Source organism: Virgibacillus alimentarius (assembly GCF_000709085.1).
GTDB classification, from domain to species: Bacteria; Bacillota; Bacilli; order Bacillales; family Amphibacillaceae; genus Virgibacillus_B; species Virgibacillus_B alimentarius.
On the sequence record NZ_JFBD01000021.1, the window covers coordinates 24,330 to 38,466 of the forward strand.

At 35.5% G+C, this 14,137-nt stretch carries 14 protein-coding genes; 4 read left to right on the top strand and 10 right to left on the bottom strand.

Annotated elements, in window-relative coordinates; translation table 11 throughout:
- Positions 1-12: 12 nt before the first annotated feature.
- The 6 genes from pfkA to dnaE form a co-directional block, all read right to left on the bottom strand.
- Positions 13-972 carry a 6-phosphofructokinase gene (pfkA, locus tag GZ63_RS0104585; protein ID WP_029267319.1) on the bottom strand — a complete coding sequence of 320 codons (960 nt, stop codon included), beginning with the start codon at positions 970-972 and terminating at the stop codon, positions 13-15.
- A gap of 154 nt (positions 973-1,126) precedes the next feature.
- On the bottom strand, positions 1,127-2,089 hold the full coding sequence (accA, locus tag GZ63_RS0104590; protein WP_029267321.1) for an acetyl-CoA carboxylase carboxyl transferase subunit alpha: 963 nt from the start codon (positions 2,087-2,089) through the stop codon (positions 1,127-1,129).
- The gene (gene accD / locus GZ63_RS0104595; protein WP_029267323.1) at positions 2,089-2,955 is read right to left on the bottom strand and encodes an acetyl-CoA carboxylase, carboxyltransferase subunit beta; all 867 of its coding nucleotides are present in this window, start codon (positions 2,953-2,955) and stop codon (positions 2,089-2,091) included. Before accD ends, accA begins: the two co-directional genes overlap by 1 nt.
- A 169-nt stretch (positions 2,956-3,124) precedes the next feature.
- Positions 3,125-3,757: a FadR/GntR family transcriptional regulator gene (locus tag GZ63_RS0104600; RefSeq protein ID WP_029267325.1), complete on the bottom strand. Its 633-nt coding sequence runs from the start codon at positions 3,755-3,757 to the stop codon at positions 3,125-3,127.
- Positions 3,758-3,778: 21 nt separating this feature from the next.
- Positions 3,779-5,014 carry an NAD(P)-dependent malic enzyme gene (locus tag GZ63_RS0104605; RefSeq protein ID WP_029267327.1) on the bottom strand — a complete coding sequence of 412 codons (1,236 nt, stop codon included), beginning with the start codon at positions 5,012-5,014 and terminating at the stop codon, positions 3,779-3,781.
- A 167-nt stretch (positions 5,015-5,181) separates the two neighbouring features.
- A complete protein-coding gene (gene dnaE, locus GZ63_RS0104610) occupies positions 5,182-8,535 on the bottom strand; it encodes a DNA polymerase III subunit alpha (protein ID WP_029267328.1) in 3,354 nt (1,117 codons plus the stop codon).
- Positions 8,536-8,706: 171 nt separating this feature from the next.
- Between dnaE and GZ63_RS0104615 the strand changes: the two genes are divergently transcribed.
- From GZ63_RS0104615 to GZ63_RS0104625, 3 genes are all read left to right on the top strand, one after another.
- The gene (locus GZ63_RS0104615; RefSeq protein ID WP_029267330.1) at positions 8,707-9,039 is read left to right on the top strand and encodes a YtrH family sporulation protein; all 333 of its coding nucleotides are present in this window, start codon (positions 8,707-8,709) and stop codon (positions 9,037-9,039) included.
- Positions 9,039-9,542 (top strand): sporulation membrane protein YtrI, encoded by a 504-nt coding sequence (ytrI, locus tag GZ63_RS0104620; RefSeq protein ID WP_029267333.1) that lies wholly within the window; start codon positions 9,039-9,041, stop codon positions 9,540-9,542. The genes GZ63_RS0104615 and ytrI overlap by 1 nt, the downstream gene beginning before the upstream one ends.
- 81 nt (positions 9,543-9,623) lie before the next feature.
- On the top strand, positions 9,624-9,815 hold the full coding sequence (locus GZ63_RS0104625) for a hypothetical protein (protein ID WP_029267335.1): 192 nt from the start codon (positions 9,624-9,626) through the stop codon (positions 9,813-9,815).
- A gap of 49 nt (positions 9,816-9,864) precedes the next feature.
- Here the strand turns inward: GZ63_RS0104625 and GZ63_RS0104630 are convergent, their stop codons facing one another.
- The gene (locus GZ63_RS0104630) at positions 9,865-10,812 is read right to left on the bottom strand and encodes a DHH family phosphoesterase (protein WP_029267337.1); all 948 of its coding nucleotides are present in this window, start codon (positions 10,810-10,812) and stop codon (positions 9,865-9,867) included.
- A 104-nt stretch (positions 10,813-10,916) separates the two neighbouring features.
- Here GZ63_RS0104630 and GZ63_RS0104635 point away from each other — a divergent pair, with 104 nt between their 5' ends.
- Positions 10,917-11,207 (top strand): YtpI family protein, encoded by a 291-nt coding sequence (locus GZ63_RS0104635; RefSeq protein ID WP_029267338.1) that lies wholly within the window; start codon positions 10,917-10,919, stop codon positions 11,205-11,207.
- Positions 11,208-11,260: 53 nt separating this feature from the next.
- Here the strand turns inward: GZ63_RS0104635 and GZ63_RS0104640 are convergent, their stop codons facing one another.
- The 3 genes from GZ63_RS0104640 to GZ63_RS0104650 all read right to left on the bottom strand — a co-directional run bounded on the left by GZ63_RS0104640 (position 11,261) and on the right by GZ63_RS0104650 (position 13,797).
- On the bottom strand, positions 11,261-12,568 hold the full coding sequence (locus GZ63_RS0104640; protein ID WP_029267340.1) for a DRTGG domain-containing protein: 1,308 nt from the start codon (positions 12,566-12,568) through the stop codon (positions 11,261-11,263).
- Between the two features lie 76 nt (positions 12,569-12,644).
- Complete coding sequence (locus GZ63_RS0104645; protein WP_029267342.1) at positions 12,645-12,872, bottom strand: hypothetical protein; 228 nt, start codon at positions 12,870-12,872, stop codon at positions 12,645-12,647.
- Positions 12,873-13,011: 139 nt separating this feature from the next.
- A complete protein-coding gene (locus GZ63_RS0104650) occupies positions 13,012-13,797 on the bottom strand; it encodes a prepilin peptidase (protein ID WP_029267345.1) in 786 nt (261 codons plus the stop codon).
- Positions 13,798-14,137 lie beyond the last annotated feature (340 nt).

The window sequence follows — 14,137 nt, forward strand, 5'->3', positions numbered from 1 at the left end:
TTTCATTTCCTCCTAAATAGATAACTCTTTCGATAATTGATACATATCAAAATTAATCATATGCTCTTCTTCTAAAATACGTAATATATTATGATGAACTAAGTTATTGTTTTCCAACCCTACCATTAATCCTGCTTTACCTGAAAGCAATAGGTCTACCGCTTGTGCTCCAAGACGACTTGCTAAGACGCGGTCTGCTGCGGTTGGAGAACCTCCACGTTGTAAATGTCCAAGCACAGTTACACGAGTTTCCAAGTCGGTAGCATCCTGAATACGCTGACCATATTCAACCCCACTTCCAACACCTTCAGCTAAAATAATAATACTGTGTTTTTTTCCACGTTCATGTCCCCTTCTTAACCGATTAATCACATCTGGAAATTCATTTGGCTGTTCTGGAATTAAAATACTTTCTGCTCCATCAGCAAGACCAGCCCATAATGCTATGTCCCCTGCATCTCGCCCCATTACTTCAATGACGTAAGTCCGTTCGTGTGAAGTAGCGGTATCGCGAATTTTATCAATTGCTTCAATAACAGTGTTAAGCGCTGTATCAAATCCAATCGTAAAATCTGTCCCTGCTATATCGTTATCAATCGTAGCAGGGATACCGATACATGGAAATTCTTTTTCACTTAGTTTTTGTGCTCCTCGAAGGCTTCCATCTCCTCCAATTATAATTAAACCTTCAATCCCTATTTTTTTTAATTGATTAATTCCTTTTTTTTGACCTTCGTTTGTTTTAAATTCATCACAACGCGCAGAATATAACATTGTACCTCCACGATGAATAATATCGCCAACAGATCCTATTTCCATTTTTCTTATATTTCCTTCGATAAGACCTTGAAAGCCATTTTTTATACCATAAACTTCTATACCATGATAAATAGCTTTTCTAACGACAGCTCGAATGGCTGCATTCATACCAGGAGCATCCCCGCCACTTGTTAAGACACCTATTTTTTTCATTATTTCACCTCAAATCAAGCACTTCTATGGCTTAACATTGCTTTCCTAATTTAAAGATAAGCGTAATACTATAAAATATCAATTAATTAATTTTAAACAATCGCTTTTATTGAATAGGAAAATTAGTAGAGGTTGACGATTATGTCAACCTCTACTAATTTTCAAGCATACTATATTCACCAATTTGTTTATATTTTTCCCATCTTTTTTCTAGCAATTCATCTGTCGAATACTTGCGTAATAATTCTAATGATTGGTCTAATACCTTTTTAATATTTTCACCTTGCAACTTAACATCACGATGTGCCCCACCTCTTGGTTCCGGAATAATTTCATCAATAATCCCTAACTTTTTTAAATCATAAGAAGTGATCATCATTGTTTCCGCTGCCCTTTGAGCTAATCCCGCATCTTTCCATAGTAGTGCTGCTGCACCTTCCGGGGAGATAACCGAATAAGTAGAATTCTCAAGCATGTGGATTTGGTCACCAACTCCCAATCCAAGAGCACCTCCACTTCCGCCTTCACCAATTACAATACATATAATTGGGACAGTCAGACCTGCCATTTCCATTAAGTTTCGTGCTATTGCTTCACTCTGCCCTCTTTCTTCTGCTGCTTTTCCTGGATAAGCACCTTTAGTATCTATAAAACATATAATAGGACGGTTAAATTTTTCCGCCTGCTTCATATGCCGTAGCGCTTTTCTGTAACCTTCGGGATGAGGCATCCCAAAATTTCTGCGAATGTTCTCTTTGGTATCTTTGCCGCGTTGATGCCCAATAACTGTAACTGGTTCATCTTTATAATAAGCAACTCCCGACACAATAGCAGCATCATCACCAAACAGACGATCTCCATGCATTTCAATAAAATTAGTAAACAATGCATTTATGTAATCCAAAGTAGTAGGGCGTTCTTGATGTCTTGCCATTTGGACCCGATCCCAAGGTTTCAAATTTCCATATATATCATCTTCTAGCAGTTGTAATCTTTTCTCTAACGTACTAATTTCGTCTGTAAGATCAAGCTCACTATCTTTTGTAAGTGATTTTAATTCAGCTATTTTTTCTTTAAGATTTATAATTGGTTTTTCAAATTCCAGCAATTGTTTCATCATTTCCTGCCACCCTTCTGATGCATTTCAATTAACGTTTTAAGTAATTCTTTCATCTCGTGTCGATGAACTACTTTATCTAATTGACCATGCTTGAGTAAGAATTCAGAAGTCTGGAAGTCTTCAGGAAGCTTTTCACGAATCGTTTGTTCAATGATACGTCTTCCTGCAAAACCAATTAATGCTGCAGGTTCAGCAAAATTATAATCACCTAAAGAGGCAAAACTAGCAGATACACCACCCGTTGTAGGGTGTGTCATAACTGAAATCATTAAGCCTTGGGCTTTGGAAAATCTTTCAATAGCGACCGAAGTTTTAGTCATTTGCATTAAACTTAGTACGCCTTCCTGCATTCTAGCTCCGCCAGAGGCTGTAAATATAATAAAAGGCAGCGATTCGTCCTTTGCTCTTTCAATCGCACGCGCTATTTTTTCGCCGACAACCGAACCCATACTGCCCATACGAAAACTAGCATCCATAACAGCAAATGCTGTAATGTTACCTTCTATCAATCCTTTTCCGGTTACAACGGCTTCATTTATCCCTGTTTTCTCCCGATCTTTTTCAAGTTTATTTTCATACTCCGGAAAACCAAGTGGATTAATAGATATTAATTGTTTATCCCATTCTTGAAATGTATTTTCATCGAATAAACTGTCAATCCGTTCCCAGGCCTTTAATTGGTGATGCTTTCCACAATTTGGGCAAACGTTGAGGTTTTTTTGCATTTCTTTACGATAGTAAATTTTATAACATCCTGTACATTTTTGCATTAACCCTTCTGGAACATCTAATTTTGAATGTTCACTTGGTATGGATGCGTATTTTCTTTTCTTGCTTTTCTTGCCAAAAAAATCCTTAAGCAAGGTTATTCCTCCTTTTTAAACAATCCCTGGCGCACCAAGTAATGATAACAGAAGCGATTGTAGTTATACTTTTTAAGTATAGTAGAACTAATAGATAAAAGGTGTCGTAAAAGGTCGATGTGTTAAAAAGTTTCACAGGCATAAAAAGATTATCTCTATCTGTGTAACATTAATCTTCATAAGGTAAAACCACCCCATTAAATAAGTTTTCAATCAGCCCATATTGATTAGTCATATAATTTTGGAGTAGCTCTTCATAAAAAGATGGCTTATAATAGCTTTTATTAATGGTAAATGAAAACCTCTCCATGAGTTGCCATACTTTTTTCAACAACAGATTTTTAGTTTTATCAAATAAATACTCAAAAAACATAACATGTTTATCGTATGGAAGAAGTTCTGAATTATCGATAATTGATCGTAGCCTGTCCAAATCATTTTCATCAAGATCGTAAAACACCTGTTTCGCAGCTTCTTTTTCCAACATTTTTTTTGTTGAAAACAAATCGCCTTTCGTAACGCTTTTTTGTAATATAAAAGAGGATAATAACTCAACGGTTTGAAGTGAACGATATGTACTTAAGTAAGTTCCTTCACCATGTCTTGTTTCAATCAACCCTAATAATTCCAATGCACGTAAAGCCTCCCGAATAGAGGATCTGCCCGCTTGTAATTTTTCGGACAATTCCCTTTCTGAAGGCAGTTTATCGCCAGACTCCAATTGATTGTTATCAATAAACTGGCGAATTTCTTTTAATACTCCTTGATATACCTTCTGCTTAGGTGACATGGACACAGCCATGGTTCCTCCCTTTGACAAAATCTATTTATTTATTTCTGTCAATTGTCTAGTTTTTTCAGCAACGTCTTCAGGGTTTACTTGTATTCTTGCAACACCGGATTCCATAGCTGCCTTAGCAACACTTGAAGCTACAATTGGTGCTACACGTGGATCAAAAGGGGCAGGTATAACATAATCTTCACTTAATTCATCATTATTGATAAGGGAAGCAATGCCTTCAGCTGCTGCAACTTTCATTTTTTCATTAATACGTGTCGCCCGTACATCTAGAGCACCGCGAAAAATACCTGGAAATGCAAGTACGTTATTTACTTGGTTAGGAAAGTCTGATCTACCAGTACCAATGATTTTTGCGCCTGCATTTTTTGCATCCTCCGGTAATATTTCCGGATCTGGGTTAGCCATGGCAAAAATTATTGGATCATCATTCATCTTCCTTACCATATCTTGTGTTAAGGCCCCACCAACAGATACACCTATAAATACATCTGCCCCTTCTACCATTTCTTCAAGAGATCCTTGTTTTCTTTCCTTATTCGTTTTCGTAGCTATTTGTTCTTTAACCTCATTCATGCCATTGGCACGACCTTCAAAAATAGCTCCTTTGGAATCACACATAATAACTTCTCGTACCCCAAGATTATAAAGTAGTTTAATAATTGCAATACCTGCTGCACCTGCACCATTAGCTACTACTTTTATATCTGAGAATGATTTTCCTACAAGTTTTAAAGCGTTCATTAATCCAGCTACTGTCACAATGGCTGTACCGTGCTGATCGTCATGAAAAATAGGGATATTCGTTTCTTTCTTTAAACGCTCCTCAATAATAAAACAGTTAGGCGCAGCAATATCTTCTAAATTTACTCCGCCAAAGGTTGGTTGCATTAACTTCACTGTACGAACAACCTCATCAACATCACTTGTTTCTAGACAAATCGGAAATGAATCCACTCCTGCAAAGCTTTTAAAAAGCACTGATTTACCTTCCATTACCGGTAAAGCAGCTTCTGGTCCAATATTTCCCAATCCCAAAACCGCTGATCCATTACTTACTACAGCAACCATATTTCCCTTCATTGTATAATCGTACACAGTCTCTCTGCGATCATAAATTTCCTTACATGGTTCTGCAACTCCCGGGGAGTATGCTAAGCTTAGATCTTTTGCATTGCGAACAGGAACCTTCGACTGTACCGAAAGTTTCCCCTTATTTGTTTTATGAACATGTAATGCTTCATCTCTTAATTTTGTCATGCTTTACTCGCTCCCTCTTATAAAAATTTATCTATGATTTATGGCCATTCATCTTCATAAAATACTTTTAATAAAAAATAGTACTATTTTTTTCATGCGTTCACAAGGTGGTCAGACCACTTAATCATTTAATTATAACAGATAGGAATAATCTGTAAAGTTTTTGTTTATCTTTCTAAAACAACACTTCTCTTGCCAAAATAATTTTTTAGAACTTGTATACACTCATTATTTGGATTTATAAAATAATTACCGGTTAGTTTATAAGTGCGTCTGCTCTCTTCATGGTACACTATTATCGGCGTACTTCCTGGAAATTTACAAGCAATTTTCCGCAGCCAGTATAATGCCTCTTCACTATGCTTTTGCGTTAATTTGATAAATAAACGATGTGAAGTTTCTTGATTTAAAACACTTGTATCAAAAGGGGCGATTTCTGAAAGCAGCCATTGCACACTATTATTTCTTATTTCGGTTTTTCCGGATACAAAAATCATCATTTCTTCTTTTAGCCATTTTCCTTTATTTCGATAAAGTTCTGGAAAAACTACCGCCTGCATATCGGCAGTTTCATCTCCAATGGTTATGAATGCCATTGGATCACCACGTTTCGTTCGAATGGTTTTAATGGATTGAACGATTACTGCGCATTTAAGATTGTTTTTTCCTGTTAATTTTTTGGCATTGCTCATCGTGATATAACCATTTTTTCTAAGCTTCGTTCTATAATCTTTTAATGGATGACTGGACACATAAACTCCTAAGAGTTCTTTTTCAAATGTCAATCTCCTTATCTGACTAAAATCATCCATTTTGATATAGGTAGCATCTAAATTTATTTGGTCTTTAAAATAAGCAGTTTGATCCTTAAATTCACGGAACAGCTCTCCTTGTTCCATAGCTGGATCAATCGTTGCAAGCAAACTCGCACGATTTGGGTACAATTCATCGAATGCTCCAGCTAAAATAAGATTTTCGAGCACTTGCCTATTTATTACTTTAAATGAAACACGTAAACAAAAATCGAATAAACTTTTAAATGGTTTCTCCTTACGAGCACGAATAATTTCTTTAACCACTTGACCACCAATTCCCTTGACAGAAAGGAGACCGATTCGGATTGACTCTCCTTCAACCGTATACTTCCCGTAACTTTTGTTTATTGATGGCGATACTATTGATAGTTTCAAACCTTTTGCTTCTTTAATATAAAGGTCAATTTTATCTTGTTGATTGGCAACGGAACTCAATAATTCCGCAAAAAAATTCGCTGGGTAATGCGCTTTTAAAAAAGCTAACTGATATGAAATTTTACTATATGCAACCGCATGACTTCTATTAAAGCCATAATTAGAAAATTTTACTATCCACATAAATATTTGCTCTGCTATTTTTCTTTCATATCCATTTTGCAAGCACCCTCGTACAAATGCTTCTCTTTGCTCCTGCATTACGATTTCATTTTTTTTACTAACAGCTCGCCGTAAAATATCGGCTTGGCCAAGTGTAAACCCAGCTATCTGATGGGCGATTTGCATAATTTGCTCTTGATAGATTAATACACCATAGGTTTTCTCTAAAATAGACGCTAAATCTTGATGAGGATATGCAACCTGTTCAGATTTGTTTTTCCGCTTTGTATAAACAGGAATATACTCCATTGGTCCTGGTCGAAATAACGCATTAACTGCAACAATATCTTCAAATTCGGTAGGTTTTAAGTTCTTTAGTACTTGTTTCATACCGTTCGATTCTAGTTGAAAAACTCCATTTGTGTTCCCTTCTTGCAAAAGAGCGAATGTTTTAGAATCAGTCAATGGAATTTCTTGTAATGAAATATCTTTATTTCTTGAAAATTGAACTGATCGAATAATCTTTTCTAACAATGTTAAATTTCGCAAACCTAAAAAGTCAATCTTTAGCAACCCAATAGCTTCTAGATGATTCATTGAATATTGTGTTAAACTTGTTTCATTTGAGCCAGTAGTTAACGGAGCGTGTTCTACTAAAGGTTTATCGCTAATAACGACTCCCGCTGCATGTGTTGATACATGCCTTGGCAAACCTTCTAACTTTTCCGCTATTGTAAATAGCAATTTTAAGCTTTCCGACTGTTTAATATATTGCTTAAGTTCATTTGACTCCTCTACATAATTCACAATTCTTTTTTGCGCATTTGTAGGGATGTGTTTCATGATGAAATAAGCATCGGGTTGATTAATACCAATTGTTTTTATTAGTTCTCTTAATATAGATCGGGGAGCAAAAGTACCGAAAGTAATGATTTGTGCAACATGCTCTTTTCCGTACTTCTCTCGCACATATTCAATTACTTCATCCCTCCGGTTGTCCGAAAAATCAATATCAATATCAGGCATTGTAATTCGTTCCGGATTTAAAAATCGTTCAAATAATAAACCATATTTAATTGGATCTACATCAGTTATCCCTAATACATAAGCCACCAAGGAGCCAGCTGCAGAACCACGCCCTGGGCCAACTATAATATTATTTTTCTTCGCATAAGAAATAAAGTCCCATACGATTAAAAAATAATCACTAAATTTCATTGACTTAATAACCTTCAGTTCATACGTCAGTCGATCAGAAATTTCTTTTGTTATCGCACTGTACCTTTGATTTACATTGCGCCAGCATATTTTATCCAAATAGATATGCGAGTCCATTTGTCCCGGAACAGGATAAGTAGGCATTATCCGGTTGTTAAAGTTGAACGAAACGTCACATTTTTTGACAATGCTTTCTGTTTCCTTAATCACTTCTGGCCAAAAGGATCCGAATAATTGATCCATTTCTTCGGTTGTCCGTAAATGGTGCTGTTTCACCGCTGGATTAGTAATTTTTAAAGACCAGCGTTCCCCTCTTTTCATTGCTTGTAAGCAATCATAAGCAACGTCGTCTTTTTCATCAAGATAACGAACATCATTAAGCGCAGCGACAGGAATTTGTTTTATTTTGTGAAAAGCTTTTATTAATTTATGCAGCTTTCGTTCTTCCTCACGTCCATGATCTTGGATTCCTAAATAAAAATCACCCGTGTAAAACATATCTTTCCATGCATCAACATAAGACTCTGCTGCTTCTTGTTGATAATTATATAGTAGAGTCGCTAATGCACTATTTTGTACCGGAAGAATACACAAAAGATCTCTTGTCAATGAACCTAACGCTTCTTTGTCAATCGAGTCCTTTTTATTCATTTGAATATATGTACTTAACTTCATTAAGTTTTGATATCCATCGTTATTTTTGGCTAACAAGATACATTGATCTTTTTCCTGATTTAAACTTACAACTGTCGTTAACATCCCAATAATAGGTTTCAATCCATTTGATTTACAGGCTTGAAAAAAAGGAATGGCTCCATATAAGACATTTTCATCTGTAAGGGCTATCGCCTTAAAATTTAATTCTTTAGCTCTTTTAACTAGTTTTTCGATTGTAATGGTACTATTCATTAAGCTATATCCACTGCGTACTTGCAAGTGTGTAAAAGACATGCTATCCCGCCTTCAATTTCTCTAAATATATTATAACGAATCTAAGAATTACATGCATCTGAACAAACTTAAGCAGAAATTTTGATTGTGAATGAATTATAAAGAATTTACATATCTTGTCCTTTTCTTTCATATATTTTTATGACTACGACTTTTCAAAGGAGTCTTAAAATGGAAGAACGATTTTTTGTTACTTTTATTCATTGCTTTTTTATTGCTTTTGGAGTAATTATGGGTGGTGCTGTCATTGGCAGCATCGGATCATTTGTTACTGGAGAAGCCCCTTTGACAGCAATGAATCGAATTGCAAGAGGGTTACGTATTTGGGCAATCGTGGCTGCAATCGGAGGTACATTTGACGCTATTGCTAATTTTGAAAGAGGATTACTTGATGGGTCAACAATCGACCTCATTAAACAAATCTTATTTATTATATCAGCAATGGGTGGCGTAAAAGCCGCGATTGTGTTGCTTAATTGGCTTATTCAGGAGGATGTTGCCTAATGCATATTCCTCCTTATCATAAAAAAGAAAGCTGGCAGCGGTTCTTTATTGGTATGTTTTTTGGGGGCATTATTGCATATTGTATATTCATCTATATGTATGGATCAATGTATGAGCGCTTAGTTGAGCAGAATTTAAATTTACAATCAGAGTTAACAGAACTAGAAAAACAAAATGAAGTATTGTTGCAGGATAAAAAAGATTTAGATGAAAAATCAAAGGAATCATACACCATTGATTCCATTGAAATAAATATAACAAACAAAAAACAGCTTCGTTTAGAACGCTTGATCGTACATCAATTAGAAGAAATGATAAAACAAGAAATAAATCACATTATCGGACAAGACATTTCCGTTGTTGCTGAAAATGATCAGCTTCTTTTATCAACAATTGAAAATAAAACCTTTTCTATAGACGATCTCAACTATTATTTTGAAATCCAACGATTAACCATCGCAAAAAAAGTAAAGATAACTGCAAAAGCAAAAATCTCATCCTAAAATAGTCATCATTTTCCTGTCCCGTATCATATAATCATTTTTGATGGATACTTAGATTCTAATGTAAAGGGAAGGAGTATGATGTTCATTATGAATGAGCGGCAAATCAGAGATGAAAAAATGAAGCAGCTTAAAAAGGGACAGTCAGCCTATGCAGAATCATATGAGCTAATCCGGTTATTATTACGTGACATTAAGAAGTATAATTTACAGGTACATTGTGATCGTACGAATATTGGGTGCTGGTTTATCCCTATATCGGATCAAGAATAAGTGAAATGCTATTTTAAAACGCTGATCTCACTGTAAGATCAGCGTGATGTTAATCAACATAGGATCTGCAAACCTGTTCTAAATCTTGGATAACATTATCCGTTTCTTCCCATGAATACACGGAAGCACCAGCCGCCATCGGATGACCTCCACCATTATATTTAGCGGCAATATCATTAATAACCGGTCCTTTTGAACGGAGGCGTACACGTATCAAATTCTCTTCTTCTATAAAGATAGCCCATGCATTGATTCCTTCAATATCGCCTAAAGTACCGACTAAAGAACTACTTTCCATTGGGGTTATATCGTATTCTTCTAAAATAGCTTTTGTTATTTTTATACTACTCATACCTGATGAAGATAATTTAAAGTTTTGCAATATATAACCTTTTAATTTTGCTATATTGTCTTTTATACTATACAAGTTTGTATATAAATTTACTCGATCAAAATTATAAGATACAAGTTCAGCTGCATATTGAAATGTTTTTTTCGTCGTGTTTGGAAATAAAAATCTGCCAGTATCTCCTACAATACCACCATAAATCAACCGGGCTGCATCGTCATTTAGTTGAAAACCTTCATCCCTGGCTTGTAAGTAAAATTCGTAAATCATTTCACATGTAGAGCTCGCTGATGTATTTACCCACCTGATATCCCCGTATTGGTCAACATTCGGATGGTGATCGATCTTAATGATTTGTTCACCAAGTCGATATCGTTCGTCACTAATGCGATCTACATTTGCTGTGTCACACACAATAACGAGCGCTCGTTCGTATTCCTCGTTATCTACCTGATCCATTCTTACTAAGAAGTGAAGAGCTGGATCTTCTTCACCTACGATATACACTTTTTTATCAGGAAAGGATTGTTTAATTATTTCCTTTAAACCTGCTTGCGAACCAAGGGCATCAGGATCTGGCCGAACATGGCGATGAATTATAATCGATTCGTATTCTTTAATAGTTTGAATTATTTGTTTAATAGTCATTTCATTTCCCCATTCAATTTAATAATTTTTCAGTCTGGCTAAATAAGCTAAAACAAGCTACAATAGTTAAAGAAAGTAAGAAATCTTTAGCAGGAGTAGATGATATGATTATTTTTCCAATTATTATCGTTCTGTCAATTGTCTTCTATGTATATTATAAAGTCGCAATAGTAAAAAGCAAAGATCCTCTTACACAAGCATATTTCAATGCAAAATCTAGAATTTGCCTTGGAAGTTTTGTTTTCTTTTTTGGTATCAATCAATACTTATTTTACCAAACACGCTTTTCACTTTTTATAGGAATTGTTTTCTTAATTCTTGGCGGAATGCAATTGATTACTGGTTTAAAAGAAACAAAACACTACCAGAAGGAATGGAAAAGATTAAACGCTTAAGCGTATTTGTAAGAGAAAAGCTGACTGCTTAAAGTAGTCAGCTTTTTCACTTTTTAGCGGTCAATTAATTGGGCCATGATTAATCCTTTTCCTACTAGTTTACGATCATTAAAAATTTCTACATCAATTTTCGCATAAATTCTACCAATTTCCAGTGGATGTGGTTTGATAATCAGTCTACTATCAATTTGCACAGGTTTAATGAAATAGACTGTCAAATTTTCCACAACTAAATCACTTTTTTTAACATGTAATAGTAATCTGCTGCTTGCCTCAGTAATTAAAGCTGTAAATACACCATAAGACAACGTTCCTAACTGGTTAGTCATTTGAGGTGTAACTGTCGTTTGGAAAATTGTCTGATCCGCTTCAACCGTCATAATATCACTCGATACAATGTCATCAATTGTCTCTCCCACTTGAGGTTGCCGCTGAATTTGCTGCAATGCTTTTAACACATCTTGCCTAGAGACAATTCCTTGGAACTGATAAGACTGATCCACGATCGGAACCAATTCAATACCTTCCCATACCATCATATGTGCAACATATGCCAGAGAAGTTTTTCCCTGAACAACTAAAGGATTTTTTGTCATAACTTTTTCAATAAATACATGATCTTCCTGTCCAATAACATCTTTTGAAGTTACCATGCCAATAACCTGTCTTTTTTTATCAACAACAGGGAACCTTGAGTGTTTTGACTGTTCATTTAATCGATACCAATCAGCGATTGTATTTTTGGCATCTAAATAATAAACCTTCTGAAAAGATGTCGCGATATCTTCAACAAATATTATTTCTTTTTTTATTAGCTGGTCATAGATGGCACGATTTATCATCGTGGCTACTGTAAACGTATCGTAACTTGTTGAAATAAGCGGCAACTGTTTTTCATCTGCTAAACGTTTAATATGTTCCTCTGTATCAAAACCGCCAGTTATTAATACTGCAGCACCCGCACTTAAAGCTAGCTCTTGTGCTTTCATCCGATTACCTACAATCAATAAAGAATCCGCAGCAGTATAGCGCATCATCGCATCAAGTTTCATGGCACCGATTACAAATTTGTTCAATGTTTTATGAAGGCCATCTCCACCTCCTAAAACTTGTCCATCCACAATATTGATCACCTCTGCAAAGGTAAGGCGCTCAAAGTTTTCTTTTTCCTTACGTTCAATTCGTATGGTGCCAACACGTTCGATTGTGCTTACTAAACCTTGATTCTCTGCTTCTTTAATCGCACGATATGCAGTTCCATCACTTACATTTAAATCTTTTGCGATTTGTCTAACCGATATTTTATTCCCTACCTGAAGTGATATAATATGCTCTATTATTTGTTCATGTTTCGTTTTCATAGTACTTTACTCACCCGGCCTCAACTGTAATAGTCACATTAACTATTTCTTATTATACAGTTGATTGAATAGAACCTCAATGATTCTGGGTTTGGCGTTGCTTAGCTCTATCCTGTTCCATAACTGGAGGCAGTGTCATTTGTAAAAGAGTTGCCAAATTTGCCCCGACAACCACTAAAAAGAATACTAGCCAGGTTCCCCAAAAAACAATTTCTAGTTGTGTTGTTGCTTCTGGAATCAATGGCCACGCAAAATATAGAAAAAATCCAGCTAGTAATAGACGTAAAATTGCATAGTGCTGCAAATTAATCTCCCCTTCCCTTTCCAATTATATAATTTAGTTTATGAATGGAAGTATTAAATAAGAACAAGTGTGGAGTTTAGCTTCGTTCTTTCTATTATTGGAATTTGATGGTATATTGTGGGATCAGTAAAGTGGAAATTCATGCGGTGAGACTTGCTTGTGTATCAATGGGGAATAAAAGATTGACATACCAGGTAATAATCTCATTTCCATAAAAGTAAGAAATCAATGTTCCTATAATAATATACGGTCCAAAGGGAAAAGGCTGTTTGCGTTTGAGGATGTTTAAAAATAACAGCAGAGTGCTGACAATCGCACCAATTAAACAGGAAAGGAAAAAAGTGAGTAAGGTTTTCTCTAATCCTAAAATAAATCCGAGGACTCCAAACAACTTCATATCACCTGCTCCCATACCCCCTCGACTGACTATAATGATTATGGCAATCATACCAAAGGGAATGAGTGCCCCGACAATCGATGCCCACCACGAATGGAGTGGCTGGAGAATGTGAGCAATTGTAAATAAAGGTAAAAAAAACAGCAAGACTTTATTTGGAATTACCATAAATGTTAAGTCCGATATTAAAATAATCATTAGCATGGATACGATTAACAAAGCCGTAATGAGTTCAAGTGTAAAACCGAATTTTAAATAACTAACTGTAAATAAAATTCCTGTAACTGTTTCACCCATTGGGTAAATATATGATACTTTACTCTTACAATAACGACATTTGCTTCGTTGTATAATAAATGATAAGACAGGAATCAAGTCGATCCATGAAAGTCGATGTTTACAATTTGGACAAATGGAAAAATCAGTAGAAAAATTTTTATTTACCGGTAAACGTAACCCTACCACATTAAAAAATGAGCCAAAAACGAGGCCGAATATAAAAAAGAAAATAGCAACCAAAACCTCCATAACATTCCCCCTCGTATAATATGTTTAGTCTTAAATATTTTCTTATTAATTATTTTCAATCTACCTAATAACACTTTGAGCGTAACTCCGTTACCCTTCACTGCTGGCGGACGCTTTCCGCGGGCATGGCTTGAGCCTCCTCGGAAGAAGTTCACTTCCTGCGGGGTCTCAAGACTCATGCTTTTCCCGCAGGAGTCGCCGCCATCCGTTCCAGGTAACTCATTTGGAGTTTAAATAATGAAATGATAAATATGTTAAATCTCTTGGACGTTGTGTGATGTTCCTAGATAATGGTCTTAGGATCATTTGGGACAATTCTTTTCCCCCTTGCGGATTGAAC

What these genes read in the sequence shown, in the direction of transcription:
- pfkA (WP_029267319.1), bottom strand. Translation starts at nt 972, where the DNA reads ATGAAAAAAATAGGTGTCTTAACAAGTGGCGGGGATGCTCCTGGTATG.
- accA (WP_029267321.1), bottom strand. Translation starts at nt 2,089, where the DNA reads ATGAAACAATTGCTGGAATTTGAAAAACCAATTATAAATCTTAAAGAA.
- GZ63_RS0104600 (WP_029267325.1), bottom strand. Translation starts at nt 3,757, where the DNA reads ATGGCTGTGTCCATGTCACCTAAGCAGAAGGTATATCAAGGAGTATTA.
- GZ63_RS0104605 (WP_029267327.1), bottom strand. Translation starts at nt 5,014, where the DNA reads ATGACAAAATTAAGAGATGAAGCATTACATGTTCATAAAACAAATAAG.
- dnaE (WP_029267328.1), bottom strand. Translation starts at nt 8,535, where the DNA reads ATGTCTTTTACACACTTGCAAGTACGCAGTGGATATAGCTTAATGAAT.
- GZ63_RS0104615 (WP_029267330.1), top strand. Translation starts at nt 8,707, where the DNA reads ATGGAAGAACGATTTTTTGTTACTTTTATTCATTGCTTTTTTATTGCT.
- ytrI (WP_029267333.1), top strand. Translation starts at nt 9,039, where the DNA reads ATGCATATTCCTCCTTATCATAAAAAAGAAAGCTGGCAGCGGTTCTTT.
- GZ63_RS0104625 (WP_029267335.1), top strand. Translation starts at nt 9,624, where the DNA reads ATGTTCATTATGAATGAGCGGCAAATCAGAGATGAAAAAATGAAGCAG.
- GZ63_RS0104630 (WP_029267337.1), bottom strand. Translation starts at nt 10,812, where the DNA reads ATGACTATTAAACAAATAATTCAAACTATTAAAGAATACGAATCGATT.
- GZ63_RS0104635 (WP_029267338.1), top strand. Translation starts at nt 10,917, where the DNA reads ATGATTATTTTTCCAATTATTATCGTTCTGTCAATTGTCTTCTATGTA.
- GZ63_RS0104640 (WP_029267340.1), bottom strand. Translation starts at nt 12,568, where the DNA reads ATGAAAACGAAACATGAACAAATAATAGAGCATATTATATCACTTCAG.
- GZ63_RS0104650 (WP_029267345.1), bottom strand. Translation starts at nt 13,797, where the DNA reads ATGGAGGTTTTGGTTGCTATTTTCTTTTTTATATTCGGCCTCGTTTTT.